This window comes from Mycobacterium sp. P4_H6 (assembly GCF_056400845.1).
In genome coordinates this window covers 21,485-37,317 of the sequence record NZ_JBFUKN010000037.1, presented here as the reverse complement: position 1 = coordinate 37,317, position 15,833 = coordinate 21,485, and the positions used below count along the sequence as shown (strand labels likewise).

At 67.9% G+C, this 15,833-nt stretch carries 14 protein-coding genes and 1 pseudogene; 6 read left to right on the top strand and 9 right to left on the bottom strand.

The genetic code is table 11. From position 1 onward, the window contains the following. Positions 1–94 precede the first annotated feature (94 nt). The gene (locus tag AC1DTF_RS16890) at positions 95–385 is read left to right on the top strand and encodes a WhiB family transcriptional regulator (RefSeq protein WP_057166924.1); all 291 of its coding nucleotides are present in this window, start codon (positions 95–97) and stop codon (positions 383–385) included. Between the two features lie 107 nt (positions 386–492). Beyond that, positions 493–1,014 (top strand): hypothetical protein, encoded by a 522-nt coding sequence (locus AC1DTF_RS16885; protein ID WP_477474891.1) that lies wholly within the window; start codon positions 493–495, stop codon positions 1,012–1,014. Here AC1DTF_RS16885 and AC1DTF_RS16880 read toward each other — a convergent pair. Then, positions 969–2,492 (bottom strand): adenylate/guanylate cyclase domain-containing protein, encoded by a 1,524-nt coding sequence (locus AC1DTF_RS16880; RefSeq protein ID WP_477474890.1) that lies wholly within the window; start codon positions 2,490–2,492, stop codon positions 969–971. The two genes, AC1DTF_RS16885 and AC1DTF_RS16880, sit on opposite strands and share 46 nt — an antisense overlap. A 165-nt stretch (positions 2,493–2,657) precedes the next feature. Here AC1DTF_RS16880 and AC1DTF_RS16875 point away from each other — a divergent pair, with 165 nt between their 5' ends. Both AC1DTF_RS16875 and AC1DTF_RS16870 read left to right on the top strand, forming a co-directional pair. After that, positions 2,658–4,013 (top strand): histidine phosphatase family protein, encoded by a 1,356-nt coding sequence (locus tag AC1DTF_RS16875; RefSeq protein ID WP_477474889.1) that lies wholly within the window; start codon positions 2,658–2,660, stop codon positions 4,011–4,013. Between the two features lie 85 nt (positions 4,014–4,098). After that, entirely contained in the window at positions 4,099–4,941 is an 843-nt protein-coding gene (locus tag AC1DTF_RS16870; protein WP_477474888.1) for an IclR family transcriptional regulator, read from the top strand. Positions 4,942–4,948: 7 nt separating this feature from the next. Here the strand turns inward: AC1DTF_RS16870 and AC1DTF_RS16865 are convergent, their stop codons facing one another. Both AC1DTF_RS16865 and AC1DTF_RS16860 read right to left on the bottom strand, forming a co-directional pair. Continuing rightward, a complete protein-coding gene (locus tag AC1DTF_RS16865; RefSeq protein WP_477474903.1) occupies positions 4,949–5,245 on the bottom strand; it encodes a hypothetical protein in 297 nt (98 codons plus the stop codon). Positions 5,246–5,797: 552 nt separating this feature from the next. Further along, positions 5,798–6,004 (bottom strand): annotated as a pseudogene (locus AC1DTF_RS16860) (acyl-CoA dehydrogenase family protein); the annotation flags it as partial. 91 nt (positions 6,005–6,095) lie between these two features. Here AC1DTF_RS16860 and AC1DTF_RS16855 point away from each other — a divergent pair. After that, positions 6,096–6,938 carry an acyl-CoA dehydrogenase family protein gene (locus AC1DTF_RS16855; protein WP_477474887.1) on the top strand — a complete coding sequence of 281 codons (843 nt, stop codon included), beginning with the start codon at positions 6,096–6,098 and terminating at the stop codon, positions 6,936–6,938. A 241-nt stretch (positions 6,939–7,179) separates the two neighbouring features. Further along, positions 7,180–8,436, top strand: a complete 1,257-nt coding sequence (locus tag AC1DTF_RS16850; RefSeq protein WP_477474886.1) for an eL24 family ribosomal protein — start codon at positions 7,180–7,182, stop codon at positions 8,434–8,436. Between the two features lie 90 nt (positions 8,437–8,526). Here the strand turns inward: AC1DTF_RS16850 and AC1DTF_RS16845 are convergent, their stop codons facing one another. The 6 genes from AC1DTF_RS16845 to AC1DTF_RS16820 form a co-directional block, all read right to left on the bottom strand. Next, a complete protein-coding gene (locus AC1DTF_RS16845; protein ID WP_477474885.1) occupies positions 8,527–8,949 on the bottom strand; it encodes a PaaI family thioesterase in 423 nt (140 codons plus the stop codon). Between the two features lie 279 nt (positions 8,950–9,228). Continuing rightward, positions 9,229–10,848 (bottom strand): chaperonin GroEL, encoded by a 1,620-nt coding sequence (groL, locus tag AC1DTF_RS16840; protein WP_057166931.1) that lies wholly within the window; start codon positions 10,846–10,848, stop codon positions 9,229–9,231. Positions 10,849–10,953: 105 nt separating this feature from the next. Further along, positions 10,954–11,256 carry a co-chaperone GroES gene (gene groES, locus AC1DTF_RS16835; RefSeq protein ID WP_036421278.1) on the bottom strand — a complete coding sequence of 101 codons (303 nt, stop codon included), beginning with the start codon at positions 11,254–11,256 and terminating at the stop codon, positions 10,954–10,956. A gap of 157 nt (positions 11,257–11,413) precedes the next feature. After that, positions 11,414–12,997, bottom strand: a complete 1,584-nt coding sequence (locus AC1DTF_RS16830) for a diol dehydratase reactivase ATPase-like domain-containing protein (protein ID WP_477474884.1) — start codon at positions 12,995–12,997, stop codon at positions 11,414–11,416. After that, on the bottom strand, positions 12,994–13,353 hold the full coding sequence (locus AC1DTF_RS16825; RefSeq protein WP_057166933.1) for a diol dehydratase small subunit: 360 nt from the start codon (positions 13,351–13,353) through the stop codon (positions 12,994–12,996). The genes AC1DTF_RS16830 and AC1DTF_RS16825 overlap by 4 nt, the downstream gene beginning before the upstream one ends. Then, positions 13,350–15,656: a propanediol/glycerol family dehydratase large subunit gene (locus tag AC1DTF_RS16820; protein ID WP_477474902.1), complete on the bottom strand. Its 2,307-nt coding sequence runs from the start codon at positions 15,654–15,656 to the stop codon at positions 13,350–13,352. Before AC1DTF_RS16820 ends, AC1DTF_RS16825 begins: the two co-directional genes overlap by 4 nt. Positions 15,657–15,833 lie beyond the last annotated feature (177 nt).

Below are 15,833 nucleotides of genomic sequence, written 5' to 3'. Positions count from 1 at the left end.
ACGAGATGTCATCGGCGACATGTGCTCGGTTCAGTTCCGCGACTCACGCACTTCACGCGTTTCGCGAAATGGGTGCGACGAGAGGGGTTTTCACATGCCACAGCCGCAGCAACTGCCCGGACCCAACGCCGACATCTGGGATTGGCAAATGGCGGGTCATTGCCGGGGAGTCGATTCGTCGATGTTCTTCCATCCCGATGGCGAACGCGGCCGCGCTCGGGCCCAGCGCGAGATGCGCGCCAAGGAGCTGTGCCGGGCCTGCCCGGTGATCACCCAGTGCCGCTCACACGCCCTGTCGGTCGGCGAGCCCTACGGCATCTGGGGCGGTCTGTCCGAGTCCGAACGCGAACTGCTGCTCAAGCGCGGGATGCGCCGCAGCGCCTGACCTCCAACTCTGCGCGAGCAGTCGCGAATGGCCTCTCAGACACCCGTCGGAGGGGCCATCCGTGACCGCTCGTGTAACTCCGGCACCCCCGGCGCCGATCAACTCTTGTGAACTCTTTCAGGCTCGTGGGCGCCACCGCGCTGGCAGCCGGCGCCCTTTTGAGCGCCGCACCGGCCCACGCCGCGCCGCTGCCCGGCTTCTGCGGGCCGGATGTTGTCGTCGACGGTGTCTGCAGCACGAGGTTGACCTCGGTGACGACCGACGTCGTCAACGGGACGATCACCGGGACACCGGTCGGCGGTGACGAGCCGATCACCCTCGCCGGACAGGGTGACGCGTACCTGAAGTCCGACGGATTCGGCGATACCCCGCCCGAGGCCGTCCAGAACTGGGACACCACGATCGAGCAGGTGAGCGGCCTGGACGTCTCCCCCGCCGATCCCAACTGGTACGGCAACGCCAAGGCCAGGGTGTTCCTGCCGAGAACCCTCAACGACCTGGCCACCCATTTCCCGCCGGACAGCCTGCGCGTCCGGTTCACCGCCGACGAGGCACAACCGGGCGTGTTCCAGCTGGTGTCCATTCAGCCGACGCTGCCCTGGGGGCCCGACGGCCCGCCCAGTCCGTAGACACGGACAGCGGTCGACTTACCTTTCAGCCCATGCGATCCCCGGTCGAGTAGGTCGGTGACAGGTGTATCCATGGCGCGAATTACCTTTTGTGTCAGCAGGATCGAATCGCCGGTGACTTTTGTCAGCTGTTCGACGCGCGCAGCGACGTTGACGGTGTCGCCGATCAACGCGAATTCCAGATGCCCGGAACAGCCGACGGTTCCGGCGATCACCTCACCGGTGTTGATACCGATCCCGATCCGCAGCGCGCCATCGAACCGTGCGGCGACCAGATCCTGAATCCTCAGCGCGCAACTCACCGCGGCATCCGCATGGCCGTCGAGGTCGTTCGGGGCGCCGAACACGATCATCGCTCCGTCGCCCAGAAACTTGTTGACATGGCCACCCGCGCCCACAACGGTCGGCACCACGATCTCGAACAGGGCATTGAGCCGGGCCACCGTGTCTTCGGCGGTGTTGGCCTCGGCGAACGGGGTGAAGTCACGGATATCGAGGAACAGCACGGTCACTTCACGACGCTCACCGCTGAACACGTCATCGCCCTGTGCCAGCAGCCGCGCGGCCAGGACCGGATCGACGTAGGTACCGAATGCGACCTGAAGCCGTTGCCGCTCTTTCAGTCCCGCCTGCATGCGATTGAATGACGCTGCCAGCGCGCCGAGGTCGTCGTCTTGAACCACCGGCAGGCGCTGACCGTAGTCTCCGGACGCGACGCGTTGCGTTCCCTTCCCCAGATCGCGGATGGGTTCCAGCAGTGGCGAATAGGACGCCCACAACGCCGGCCCGACGACGAGCACCATTGCAGCGCCGAGCAAGACCGCAAGCGCCGGGCCGTGTGTGCCGACGTCGAGGAGGTCACCCAACAGCGCACCGAGAACCGCGAACGCAAAACCCACCGCCAACATGGTCGCGTTGGTCCACGTCGCGAAGGTCACCCGGGAACGCGGGAACCGGTCGCCGATATCGGTACCCGCGATGATGGCCACCCGGGCCGGTCGCAACGCTCCCTCCACGTAGCTGTGCACCGTGATCAGCTGGCCTGCGGTGCCGGCGATGGCTCCCAGCGCCGCGTACTGGATGAGCCGCGACTCGCTCGCTCCGGCGATCGCCGCGACGCCGACGAACAGCGCCCCGGCCCACACGGCGGTGCCGATCACCGCCCGCGCGATCAGGCCGCGCCCGTACCGGTAGCTGGCGTGCAGTGCGGTCACCCGATCGACGTCGGCGCCCGCGGCCCACCGCTCGACGAGGCGTGCCGGTTCGTTGCCGGGACGGATCACGGCCAACAGGTACACCGGTACCGCGACCACGGTCAGCGCCGCCGCCGCCAGGTAGCGATCCGACTGTTCGAACGCGACGATGCACAACGACCAGGCCAGATAGACCGGCAGCGCGAGCGGCAACGTGACCACCCAACACGCCCACGAATACCTGGCGCCGTACCGGTCCCAGGTCCATCGCCAGATGCGATCCATGCCGAACAACGAAACACCCCCGGCGACCGGGCCGAGGGTGTTTTTGACGCAGCGCACTTCCCCGGCGCTTCCCACAGGTCTCAGTGAGTGAGATCACACCTTGTTGGCCGTCCACCCCGAGGGCCACCGTGTGCTGTCTACTCCATCGGCAGGAAGAAGTACTCCATGAAGGATGCGTCCGGACCAGTCAGGTATTGGTCACGCCTGGGCACGCTGCTCGGCATTGCCCTGGTCTCGTCGGCCATGCTCATCGGCGCCGCGATCCCGGCCGCGGCGGCCGAGCTGATGCGGGTGACGTTCGTGCGCCACGGCCAGTCCGCGGGTAACGCCTCCGGGCTGATCGACACCTCCACCCCCGGCCCCGTCCTGACTCCGACGGGACAGACCCAGTCCGAGGCCGTGGTGGGCAAGCTCGGCGTGAACAACTACGACGGCGTCTACGCCTCGACCATGCAGCGCACCCAGCTCACCGCCACGCCGCTCTCGAAGTACCTGCACCTGCCGATCCGGGTGCTGCCCGGCGTCCACGAGATCGAGGCCGGCATCTTCGAGGGCACTCCGGAGAGCGAGGCCGCCAACGGCTACGGCCGGTATCCGCTGGCATGGGCGCTGCAGGGCAACCGCGACCTGCGCATCCCCGGTTCCATCGACGGCAACGAGTTCGACGCACGCATGGACGGTTCGCTGCAGGAGATCTTCGACAACGGCGACCGCAATGCCGTGGTGTTCTCCCACGGCGGGGCGATCATGTTCTGGACCATGATGAACGCGACCAACCTCACGATGGAACAGAAGCTCGACCTGCTGCGCTACGCGCCGCTGAGCAACACGAATTACGTTGTCATCGAAGGTAATCCGGTAGACGGATGGAAGCTGGTGGACTGGAACGGCCAGAAGTTCGCCCCCGACGCCACGCTGGCCGCCGAGGTGCGTCTGCAGCTGCGCACCCTGCAGCGCCAGCTGTCCGGTGCCGTCACCCAGGTGATGGCGTCGTTCGCGACGTTGAACCCGGCAAAGGTGCTCGCCGCGATCGCCGACAGCTTCTCGGACACCGTGGTCTCGATCGCCAAGTTCGCCGGCGCGGTGAACAACAAGCTGGCCACCGAGTGGGCCAAGAAGACCGAGCCGAGCGTCACGGTGCAGAGCGTCGCGACGGCGTCCATCGAGGAAAGCGCCCCTACGGTGGAGGACGAGACAACCACCGCAGCACGTCAGGCACCGAAAACGGCTGCTGCGGTGAGCAACTCCGTCACCGAAGGTTCCGCCCCCAAGGCAGCGGTCGCCATCGCGGAGACGGTGACCGAGGAGACCGCGACCGTCGTCGAATCGGAGACCCCCACCGAGGCCGTCGCTTCGGAGACCCCGGAGGCCTCGGAGGCCGAAGCGGTCGAGGTGCCCACGACGGCCAAGCCGGCCAAGGCCCCGCGGACGGCCAAGTCGGCATTGAGCGGTGCGACCACCGCCAAGAAGGCTGCCGCGGGTAGCCCGCGGGCCAAGGCAGGCGCGAGCAGCGCCGGCTGAGCACACCGAGAAGAGATTCCCTGTCATCGACTTCGATGGCAGGGAATCTCTGTGTGGCAAGGACACGCCTCGATACAGTGAGACCGTGCCGCGGGGTGACAGTACGACCAGCCCTCCGGCATCGATGGTGGCGCGGGTGGCGCTGATCGTGAACGCGTTCGACCGGGCCGGCACGGTGCTCCGTCTGGACCAGGTCGTCGACCGCACCGGACTTCCGCGCTCCTCGACGCACCGCATCCTCAACCAGCTGCACGATGCCGGCCTGTTGCAGCACACCCCGGACGGATACTCCTTGGCCGCATCCGCGCTGCCGGCTGCGGGCGCCATCGACCATTCGCAGCTCCGCAGCGTCGCCTCGCCGGTGCTGGAACGACTGCACGCCGACACCGCGCTCGTCGTGCACCTCGGAGTGCTGGCCGCCGCCGACGTGGTCTATCTCGACAAGGTGGCCGGTGGCGGTGGTGCCGCGGTGCCCACCCGGGTGGGTGGCCGGACCCCCGCGCACGCCAGCGCACTGGGCAAGACGATGCTCGCGCGCCTGCGCGCCGAAGACGTCGACAAGACCCTGGACAAGCAGCTGCGCAAGTGCACCCCGTCGACGATCGCCGACCTGCCCACCCTGCACCAGGAACTGGCCAGGATCCGGTCGAGGCGCGGAATCGCCTACGACGACCAGGAACTCGCGGTCGGCCTGTCCAGCGTCGCCGCCCCGATCACCATGTCGGGCACCGAGGTCGCCGGACTGTCGCTCACCGGGGCGGTGCCCGCGCAGCATCTGGCCCGGGTCGCGCCGTTTCTGTCCCGTTCCGCCAACGGCATCTCCGAGCGGCTGGGCAGCGCCGCCACCGAGCACAGCGATATGGAGGCCGTCACCGACGACATGTTGTCGCGGGTGCTGCGCACGCTGGCCTCCGACGCGTGGGTCTGAGCGGCGCTCACCACATCAGATCGTCGACGGCGATGCCCACCGAGTGCCGGCCCACCACCGTCAGGACCTGCTCGACATTGCTGGCCACGTGCATGCGCGCGGTCTGGACGTCCCGCCAGATCCTCTCCAGCAGTGACTCATCCGCGCCGGGGCCGGGGTCGTCGATGACCGCACCGACGGCGCGCAGCGCACGATCGGATGCCATCACCTGATCGCGCCTGGTCCGCAGCATCAACTCGGCATCCGGATATCGTTCGGCGCGAACGCAATCGAGCTGCTCGGCCACATTGCGCCGGATCTGCATCATCGACAGTTCGATGTCCGCACGACCCGGCGTGGCGGGTGTCCCCTCACTGTCGAGTATGCGTTGGGCCGCACCGAGCAACGGCATCGTCCCGGCCAGGGTATAGAGCGTCGGCTGGGGCAGCCGCTGTAATGCTGGCACTGCAGGATCGGCCACCATGTCGAGCCAGCTGAACGCCCGGTACTCCGGGACGAAGACATCGGTGACGATGACGTCGTCGGCGCCGATTCCGCGCAGCCCCAATCCATTCCACGTCGGTTGTACCGTGTAGTCGCTGCGCGGGATCAGTACCGCCATGAAGTCCTGCGCCGCGCCGTCGGCGCCCACCTTCAGCGCGGCCACACTCAGCCAGGACGCGTAGGGCGCTCCCGTGCACCGGGCCCAGCGGCCGCTGAGCCGGTAGCCGCCGGGTACCCGTTCCAGCCGTCCGGTGGGTGCATAGGACGAGCACAGCAGGGTCCGCGGATCGTCATCCCAGAGCTCTTGCAGCACCCGCGCGTCGCGGACCGACAATCCCCAGTTGTTCACCGCCAACCAGCCCGCCAGCCAGCCCGTCGACATGCACGCCGAGGACAGCTCGCGGGTGGCCGTCAGGTAGATGTCGGGGTCGGCATCCAGGCCACCGAAGTCCGGGGGTTGCAGCAGTGCAAAGTATCCGGCGTCGTGCAGCCTGGCGATCACCACACGGTCGACCGCACCCGTGCGGTCGACATCGGCGGCGGCCGCGGCGACCTCGGGCAGCAGGTCACGGACCGAGCTAAGGACAGACTGCGACGTACTCTCCCTCGCCCTCGGGTTCGGCGTGCAACGATCGTGTGTATATCAGTCCCCGACAGCGCTGGAGGTGGATATGCCGCAATCGGCCGTCCACGATGGCGTCGACGGTTCGCACGCATACCGCTTGATGCAGCCGCCGGCGCACGACGGCCTCGGGCTTTCCCGAGACGAATTCATCGGGGCGGTGGGTGACATCGCGGCCACCGATGGATCGCTCGGCTGGCTGGCAGGCAGCTACGGCGTCGCCGCGGTGGCGCTGTCGCCCGAGGCGGTTGACAGGGTGTGGGGTACCCGTCCGGACGCGCTGGTGGCCATCGCCCACCACGGGTCGGCCATGGTGAAGAGAGGCCGGCTGACCGGGCGCTGGGGGTCGGTCGTCGGCGCGGAACGCGCCGATTGGTTTCTCCTCAGCTGCGACGGCCGGCTGCTGTTGGTTCCGAGGACCCACGTCGACGTCGACGCCCACCTCCGACCCGCCGACCTTTCCGGTGCGGGGATCGGCGACGTGACGGTCACCGACGTTGCGATCGACGACCGCGACACCGCCGTGGCCGACCCTGTGATGACCGCGGCAACGGCGGCCTCCGTCGTGGTCGGTTCCGCCCTGGGCGGATGGCGCCGGCACGTCGAGCAGGTGCGCGCCCGGCTGGCGATTTCCTACGGCGGTGACGAGATCACCGATGAGGCCGCCGCCCAGATCGCCCGTACCGCATCAGACCTCGATGCGTCGCGACTGCAGATTTCGACCGCGGGTTTGTCCGGGATGGCGCCGTACGCACAGGCCATCGCCAGAGCGCGTGCCGCGGCGGACCGCCTGATGGCGAGCAGCCGGCACGCACTCGATGCGTCAGACCCGGTGACGGCCGCCTGGCGTGATGTGCACGCGGGCTGCCGGCTGGCCGCCGCGTTGATGTGATTCGGCACCTCCGCGCCGGCGACGGTCCGGAACTGAGACCCCATCAACGGGCAGGTCAGTGACCTCGACGCCGCCAGCGCAGACTCGAATCGGTGCTCCAACGGGGTGGACCCACGATCGGTCCCTTAGATCCATTGACGGATCCGTAAACCGGCCGCAAGATTGAGCCCTGCTGTGAGGTAGGCGCCGTTGATCTTCGTCGATGGCTGTGGGCAGACGGCGTTACCGCGAGGAGACTGGGATGGTTACGCGTATCCACCTGGTTGCGGGCGCCTGCCTTCTGTCCGCCGGACTCGTGCTGGGCAGCATCAACGGCGCGGTCGCACTGGCGGAGTCCGCCGACCCGTCATCGTCGGATGCGGGCCAGAGCGCCGGCCGCGACGGCGAGGCCGACCAGACCTCGTCGACCGAGGTACACACCGAGGCGCAAGCTGCCGGCAGCGACGACCCGAACGATGACGCTTCCACCCCGTCGGCTGACGATCACGAGGACAGTCAGACTCGCTCGCTCATCTCCGCTTTCGCCGATCTATCGGATGGCGCGACCGCCGCTGACACAGAACCAGCCGAGACAACAGAGGACGCGAGCGCCGATCCGGTCGTCGATATGCCAGCTGCCACCGACGTCGGGAGCGGCCAGGAGACGACCGTGGCCGAGACCCACAGCTCGGAGTCCGCCGAACCCGCATCATCAGTGACTGCGCAGAACGCGATCGAATCGACGTCGCACGTCTCGATCGACAGCGAGCCGGACCCCGCGATACAGCTCGATCCGACGCCGCCTCCCGACGCCGTGGCCGCCCCCGCCCCGCCGGCAGCCGCGGCCACGACGCCGCCGGCCCCGGTTCCATCGATCGCGGCCATGAACATCGGCGAAGCCGTGGCCTATCTCGTGCAGGCGCTGGCGACCGCGGCGCTCGACGTCGTCAACGCCATCTTTCAGTTGGTCGCGGACCTGCGTGCCACGCTGGGCATCCCAACGGCGGGCGAAGGGCAGCAGGGCCACGCCTATCCGTCGAGCGCAGTCCTGCTGCACGATTCGATAGCGGCACTCCTGAAGAAAATCCTGTCGCATTCGTGGTCGCCGACGATGGCATCCTCGGCTCTGGACCGTGCCCTCGCGGCCGGTGTCGGGCTGATGTCATGGATGACGCTGCTGCAACCCGCCACCGCGGCATTCACCGACCCGCGGTCCGACTGCGCGCAGCCCGGCCCGATTCGGGGAGTGATCACCGCCATGGCAGCGATGTCGCTGTGGGCGCTGCTCGCTGCCGCAATACCCGGACTCGGCGGCCTGTTGGCATTCGCGGCGACCGGCATGCGGATCGGCTACCGCCAGGCACATGCGCGAATGGCTCTGCGCACAACGGCATTGGCACGATTCGTCCGCGCCGGACCGATCGGGATCGTACGTGAGGGCGCTTCGGTTTCCCTCCACTCGCGTACCGCTCCCGGCGACCATCCGCGCTGGGGTCAGCACCTCGAACTCGCCTCCTGAGACAGCTGACATCGCCTGGTCGATCGCGTTGCACGGCTGCAGCGGACTTTCGCCATATTCTGCTCGTCGAGCACGCACCGGAGTCACTTGTCAGAGGTCGAAGACCAGCAGAGTACTTGTGGCGGTCGCAACCGGTTTGTCAGTGTCATCGACCACGACCCCCTCGGCGAAGCCAACTCTCGATCCGGACTTCACCACGGTCCCAGTGGCAGTCAGCATGCTCGTGTCGGCACTTACCGGCCTGAGGTAGTTGATCTTGATCTCGACTGACGTGTAACCCCTGCCCCGCGGGAGCGTGCTGTGAAAGGCGCAGCCCACCACAACGTCGAGCAGGGTGCAGAGCAAACCGCCGTGGACTGTGCCGAGCCCGTTGTACGCCGACTCGTCGGGGGTGTAGGTGACCACCACGCGACCGACTTCCACTGCGACGAAGCGGAAAGACCACTGGCTCTCCATCGGCGGAGTCGGCAAGTCACCGTCGATGATCGCCCGAATGGCGTCGATACCCGCCATCGACAGGATTCTGTCTGTCGCCGGACCGGCTTCGTACCACGTCACGGTGCGTGTGCGCGGCTGGCCCCAGTCATCACGAGCGTGCGGTTCGGCTGATTCAGCGTCCATCGCGACCTGCTTCCCCAGCCGAGTGCCGAGGAGCCTACCCGGCAGACCACGGCGTGTCAGGCCGTTCAGTCCGATGCTCGCGACTGCAGAATCGCGCACGTCGCCGCCGAACGACGAGAAAAACGAAAACACCCCCGGCCCAACAGGACCGGGGGTGTCTCGTGGTGATATCTAGTGAGCGTGGCCGTGATGGCCGTGGCCGTGATCCTCTTCCTCGACCGGCTTCTCGACGACAGCCGTCTCGGTGGTGAGAATCATGCGTGCCACCGACGCGGCGTTCAGAACCGCCGAACGGGTGACCTTGACCGGGTCCACGATGCCCTCGGCGAGCAGATCGCCGTAGGTCAGGGTGGCGGCATTGAAGCCCTGCCCGTTGGGCAGCTCGCCGACCTTGTTCACCACGACAGCGCCATCGAGCCCGGCGTTGGTGGCGATCCAGAACAGCGGTGCCGACAGCGCCGAGGAGAACACCTCGAGGCCGAGCAGCTCGTCGCCGGTCAGCGATCCGCGCAGCGCGTCCAGTTCCTTGCGGGCCTGCACGAGCGCCGCGCCACCACCGGTGACGATGCCCTCTTCGACCGCAGCCTTGGCCGCCGCGACGGCGTCCTCGACGGCTTCCTTGCGCTTCTTTAGGTCGGTCTCGGTGGCCGCGCCGACCTTGATGACCGCGACGCCGCCGGACAGCTTGGCGAGGCGCTCTTCGAGCTTCTCGCGGTCCCAATCCGAATCGGTGGCCTCGATCTCCGAGCGCAGCTGCGACTTGCGGCCTTCGATGGCCTCCTGGGTGCCCGCGCCGTCGACGATGACGGTGCTGTCCTTGGACACCACCACCCGTCGCGCCGAGCCCAGCACATCGAGTCCGGCCTCGCGCAGCACCAGACCCACATCCGGGTTCACCACCTGTGCGGCGGTGACAACCGCCAGGTCGTCCAGGAACGCCTTGCGACGATCACCGAAGAACGGCGCCTTCACGGCGACGGCCTTGAGCGTCTTGCGGATGGCGTTGACGACCAGCGTCGACAGCGCTTCACCCTCGACGTCCTCGGCGATGATCAGCAGCGGCTTGCCCGACTCGGCGACCTTCTCCAGCAGTGGCAGCAGGTCCGGCAGGGAGCTGATCTTGTCGCGGTGCAGCAGCACCAGGGCGTCCTCGAGCACCGCTTCCTGMGAATCGAAGTCGGTGATGAAGTACGCCGAGGTGAAGCCCTTGTCGAAGCCGACACCCTCGGTGACCTCGAGCGCGGTCTCCAGCGTCGAGGACTCCTCGACCGTGACGACGCCGTCTGCGCCGACCTGGGTCATGGCCTCGCCGACCAGATCGCCGACGACCTCGTCGCGAGAGGACACGGTGGCGACCTGAGCGATGGCCTTCTTGTCGCTGACCGGCGTGGCGGCGGCCAGCAGCGCCTCCGACACGGTGTCGGCGGCCTTGCTGATGCCCGCGCCCAGGGCGATCGGGTTGGCACCGGCCGCAACGTTGCGCAGGCCGGCCTTCACGATGGCCTGGGCGAGCACGGTGGCGGTGGTGGTGCCGTCACCGGCAACGTCGTTGGTCTTGGTGGCCACCGACTTGACCAGCTGGGCACCCAGGTTCTCGAACGGGTCTTCCAGGTCGATCTCGCGGGCGATGGTGACACCGTCATTGGTCACCACGGGTCCGCCGAAGGCCTTGGCCAGCACCACGTGGCGGCCACGCGGGCCGAGCGTGACGCGGACGGCATCGGCGAGCTTGTCGACGCCGGCCTCCAGGGCGCGACGCGCAGTTTCATTGAATTCGATCTGCTTGCTCATAAATGTCCTTTGATGTGCCGAACCCCCGGTGCACCGGGGGCAATGCATACCGCCCCGGACGTCACCCGCTCAAACGCGGGGACATCCGGGGCGGTACACGGGTGCTTACTTGTTGACGACAGCCAGCACGTCACGCGCGGAGAGGATCAGGTACTCCTCGCCGCCGTACTTGATCTCGGTGCCGCCGTACTTGCTGTAGATGACGGTGTCACCTTCGGCAACGTCCAGGGGGATCCGCTTCTCGCCATCCTCGTCCCAGCGGCCGGGGCCAACTGCGACGACGGTGCCTTCCTGCGGCTTTTCCTTGGCGGTGTCGGGGATGACCAGACCGGATGCGGTCGTGGTCTCGGCCTCGTTGGCCTGTACGAGGATCTTGTCCTCGAGTGGCTTGATGTTGACTGCCACGATGGGAGCCCTCCACTTTGTTGGGTATAGGAGTCCGGATCGGATCCGGGTCCTCAATGGTTTTCAGGTGTTCGGCATGCGTCCGTACCTACGCTCCGTCGTCGCGGGTGCCGGTGCTGCGGTGGGTCGCTTGCCACCTAGCACTCTATACATGAGAGTGCTAGCACTCAAGGTTGGGTTGTGCAGGAGGATCGTCCGCGGCTGCCAGCACGACGAGCCCGTATGCGACGGCGAAGCGGTGACCCAACCCACCGCTGACGTTCCCGCGTCCCACCGTGACGTCGCGACCGAACCGCTCGGCCAGTGCCCGGACGAGTTCGTCATCGCCCGCTCCCCCGCCGACGAGCAGCACCGCGGTCGCACCGGGGGCCACCTGCTGCACACCGCGGGTCACATTGCCGCCGATCACCAGGCGCTTGGCCGCCAGCCGCCAGCTACGCCACTCCGCACCGGTGAGCGCGGACGTGAACGGCAGCAGCCCGCTGGGCGCGGTCGTCAGAAGCCAGCCCGTGCAGCGGCCGTCGATCGGGGTGTCCAGGAACCGGCGCCGGCCGTGTTCGTCCTCGACCAGTTGCACCGTGACCGCGGTGACCGCTTCCGTGCGTTTGGCGTACTCAGCGGCGCTCGTCGAGATGTCCAGCGCCGCCGCCGTCGCCGTCGTGAGAAGTTGCCCGGCGCCCGGCAGCACCACCCGGTCACGGTCGACCACGACGTCGACGGTGCCGCCTCCGACGTCCACCACCACGACATCCGCCGGCAGACCCGGGGTGGTGAGTGCACCTGCCCGCGCCGCCTCGGCCTCGGAGTCGATGCGCGTGACGGGCACGCCCAGTGCCTCGGCGAGCACGTCGGCATCCGCGGGCGGTCCGCCGTCGCCGCCCATCACCGCCATCACCAGACTGTCGACGGAAACCGCTCCGCGGCGCGAATTCGCTTGTGCGGCAATTTCAGCCAAGTTGACTACATGTGCTGTCCCGGAAGGCAGTTCGGGTGCCGGCGCCGGCTCGGCCGCGGTGGGCGAGCTGCGCAGTATCACCACGGCACACACACTGTCGAACAACTGATCGGCGACGACACGGGCGTCGGTGCGCTCGTCGTCGCCCAGACCGAACACATCGGCCAGCCAGAACGCATCGGTGAGCTGATGCAGCGGCGACACACCCTCCCGCACTTCGACGGCCACCAGCTCGGCCGACAGCACCACCTCCACATCGACGTCATCGACGACCGGCACGGCGGTCGCCAGCCGGTTGGACACCAGCACGGCCTCGTCATTGGCGGTGAGGACAGCAGCGACGGTGCGGCCTGCCGCGACAGCGGCGTTCACCATCTCGGCCACCGCGGCGTAGCCGTGTTCGGTTCCCGCGCAGGCGATGACGGGGCGGTCCGGGTCAGCTCCGCCGAGACGTTCGACCGGCACCGGAACCCCGAATCCCGCGGCGTCACCGGCCGTGGTCGCCGCCGACCGGGTGACGATGGCGAGTCGGCCGGTGCGCTGCGCCTGCACCAGGACACGCTCGACGCTGGAGTGCACGGGACGGGTCGGCGCGAAGGCCGCCCGCTCGATGGTCAGTCCGTGCTTGTCCGCCAGCCGCCGGACCAGTTGCGCGGCCCCATGGACCGCCCGCACGGAGCCCTTGCCGCCCCGCGTCGGGGTGCGCGCATTCGCCAGGACTTCCAGATCACGGCACAACACCACCTCGGTGGTCGCATTGCCGATGTCCACACCGGCCCACACGGTCATCGCAGCAGGCCGCGCCGCCGATACACGACCGCAGCCTCGCGTACCAGCGCGGCGCAGGTGGGGGCCTCGTGCGCGTCGAGACGCCCGGCCAACTCCTCCAGGTCGTCGAACGTCGAACGACCGGGACGCAGCGCTTCGTAGGCCGCCAGCATGTCCTCGGCGCTCAGCGCCGTCATCTCGGCGGCGCGACGCAGGTTCAGGCCCAGCTGGAGCGACCCGCTGCGCTCGGCGTTCTCCGCCTGCTTCAGCAGGGTCTCGCGACTGATGCGGATGTCGTCCAGGACGAGGTCGCCGTTACAGGCGGCCTCGACGGTGACCTCGGTGACGCTACGTCCCGAGTGCGAAAGCGTGCTCATCGCGTGAACTCCATGTCCATGTGCTGGGGGCGTTCGTTGCCATGCAGGGACTGGCATTCGGCCCGCTCGATGGCAACCATCGACACGACCCGTGTGTGATAGCGCGCCGTGATCGCCTCGTCGCTGTAGGCGTTGCGCATGGGCGATGGTGTGGTGCCCTTGGCGTGCCGGCCGGCGTTGATCCCGATGATGCGGTACATCTCCGGGGTGATGAGCGGTGCCACACTGAGCAGTTCCAGGTTGGCCAACGGCGGCAGGTCACGTCGGTGGATCAACGTGGTGCCCTTGGCCTGTAGGCCCACCCCGATGCCGGACCCGGACAGCCCGGCGGCCGATTTGCCGATCGCGCCGAGATCGATGCTGTCGGCGATCCGGACCAGCCGTGGCACACACTTCTCCTCCTCCAGGCCGGCCAGGATCTGCTCGAGGGCGTCATAGACCGTCATCCCCGACAGCGTGCGAAACAGCTTGGCGCCGAACGCGGGTGACAGCCCGACGACGACCTCGCGCGGGTCCGTGCCCACGTGGGACGGACCGAGTACCCTCAGCCGTTCCGGCTCGGCGAACCTCGCCTGCTCGCGGACGAGGTCCGTCACCGAACGGGCCTGGCGCACCGCGTCGATCTGGGCCTGCCGCTCGGGGGTGGGCCGGTACCCGGTTCCGGGACCGCGATAGTCATTCGGATCCTCCAGCGCGGACAGCACGTTCATCTCCTCGTCGAAGATGGCGGCCGTCTGCAGGTAGTCGCCGATCACGCGGGCCCGCGACATGCCCAGCACCCGGTCGGCCAGGTCGGTGAATCCGGTCTCGGCGAGCGCGGTGACGACGTCGAGTACCGTCAGCCCCGACTGGTCGATCATCCGGGCGGCGCTGAGGATCTTCACGCCGTCGTTCTCGGGCAGATCCTTCGAACCCGCCGCCCCGACAACGGCTTCCACGTGGTCGTCGTCGAAGTCGGCCAACCCCAGGTACTCGAACACCGCGCGGGTGGCCTCGGCGGCCTGTCGGCGCATCGCCTCCAGCGTCGTCGGATCACAGGACCGCAGCCCGCCGTCGACCCCCCAGTCCCGCTGCATCACCAGGTAGTCGTCCAGGTCGTCGGCATTGAAGTTGGACGGCCCGAACATGTTGTCGTAGGAGACCACCGAACCGAAGCCGGAGAAGATGAAGTCCGATCCCGACAGCAACGTCGGCAGCGTGCGACTGGTGCGGCGCATGGTCGACTCGCTCATCAACGAGTCGTTCCCGCTGCAGGATTCGAGCCCACGCAACATGACCATCAGGTTCTCGGCATGGAGTTCCTTGACGCCGCCGGGCACCGAGGCGGTGATCGCCGCCCCGTCGACCCCGCCATTCTGCACCCCCTGGGCGCCGATGCCCTTGGCCAGCGCGACACAGCGGGCCTCCAGGTAGTTCATCGACTTGCCCTCGGCGGCGCCCATCAGCACCTCCGACCCGGCGCCGCTGGACAGCCGCATCTTGATGCCGCGCGACGCATAGGACGATGTCAGGAACGCCTTGGACCACGGGGTGTCGTCGCCGTCGGTGAAGACCTGCTCGGTGCCGTAGACCGATACCGTCTCGGCGTACGAGACCAGCCCGCGCACACCGAGTTCCAGCTCGCGCGCCTCCTCGACCGAGCACTGCGTCAACGCCCCCGGTGCCGGCACCTGCGAACCGATCAGCAACCCGATCGCCACCGCGGGCGCGTCGTCGAGCACCGGCACGGTCGCCTCGAGCTCCCGGAAGCCGTACACGACGGCGGTGGCGGCGTCGGCCGCGATGAGCAGCGGGTCGTCGAGGCGGTTGGTGACGTGCGCCTGGTTGGCCGGGGTGCGCCGCGCCCGCATCTTCATCATCGCCATCTGGATCTCGACGGGGTGCAGGCTCGCCACCACCCGGGCCATCTTGGCCGGGGTCAGCCCCGAGCACACCTTCAGCACGTCCGCGCGCGGCACGTTCGAGTCGACGATGAGCCGAGCCACGTCGACCTCCGACATCGCCATCGACTCATGCGCCTGGGTGTGATCGACGGCGTAACGCACCACGAACTCGTCGATGGTGTCAAAATCCGCGGCCGGGGTGGAGTCCATCTCCAGCACCGTGCCGTCGTCGTCCACCACCCAGGACGGTTCCGGGTCGTGCGGGGAGAGATGGGAGATCATGCCCAGCGCGGGGTTCGGTTCGGCGAAGCCGTCGAGGTTGACGCGTTGCTCGTCGAGCAGACGAATGCGGCCGAGCCGGCGATCCGGTTCGGGTTCGGGGCTGTTCACGGGTGGCCTCTCTACATCGCGGGTGGACATCTCGTCGCGTGGACACAGCATCAGCCCGGGCGGTGCAACGGACAACGGTATGCCGCGACCTTCCAACAACATGTGTGAGAACGACACATCTTCGCCCGCCGATGGTGTGAGCCGATTACAACAAGATGTTGGAAAGTGACGCAGACCTCTGGCAGACGTCCCGACCGTCTCGCAGAC

Excerpts from the sequence above, each read along its gene's own strand:
- AC1DTF_RS16890 (WP_057166924.1), top strand. The coding sequence starts at position 95 with ATGCCACAGCCGCAGCAACTGCCCGGACCCAACGCCGACATCTGGGAT.
- AC1DTF_RS16880 (WP_477474890.1), bottom strand. The coding sequence starts at position 2,492 with ATGGATCGCATCTGGCGATGGACCTGGGACCGGTACGGCGCCAGGTAT.
- AC1DTF_RS16875 (WP_477474889.1), top strand. The coding sequence starts at position 2,658 with ATGAAGGATGCGTCCGGACCAGTCAGGTATTGGTCACGCCTGGGCACG.
- AC1DTF_RS16865 (WP_477474903.1), bottom strand. The coding sequence starts at position 5,245 with ATGCAGATCCGGCGCAATGTGGCCGAGCAGCTCGATTGCGTTCGCGCC.
- AC1DTF_RS16855 (WP_477474887.1), top strand. The coding sequence starts at position 6,096 with ATGCCGCAATCGGCCGTCCACGATGGCGTCGACGGTTCGCACGCATAC.
- AC1DTF_RS16850 (WP_477474886.1), top strand. The coding sequence starts at position 7,180 with ATGGTTACGCGTATCCACCTGGTTGCGGGCGCCTGCCTTCTGTCCGCC.
- AC1DTF_RS16845 (WP_477474885.1), bottom strand. The coding sequence starts at position 8,949 with ATGGCGGGTATCGACGCCATTCGGGCGATCATCGACGGTGACTTGCCG.
- AC1DTF_RS16830 (WP_477474884.1), bottom strand. The coding sequence starts at position 12,997 with ATGACCGTGTGGGCCGGTGTGGACATCGGCAATGCGACCACCGAGGTG.
- AC1DTF_RS16825 (WP_057166933.1), bottom strand. The coding sequence starts at position 13,353 with ATGAGCACGCTTTCGCACTCGGGACGTAGCGTCACCGAGGTCACCGTC.
- AC1DTF_RS16820 (WP_477474902.1), bottom strand. The coding sequence starts at position 15,656 with ATGTCCACCCGCGATGTAGAGAGGCCACCCGTGAACAGCCCCGAACCC.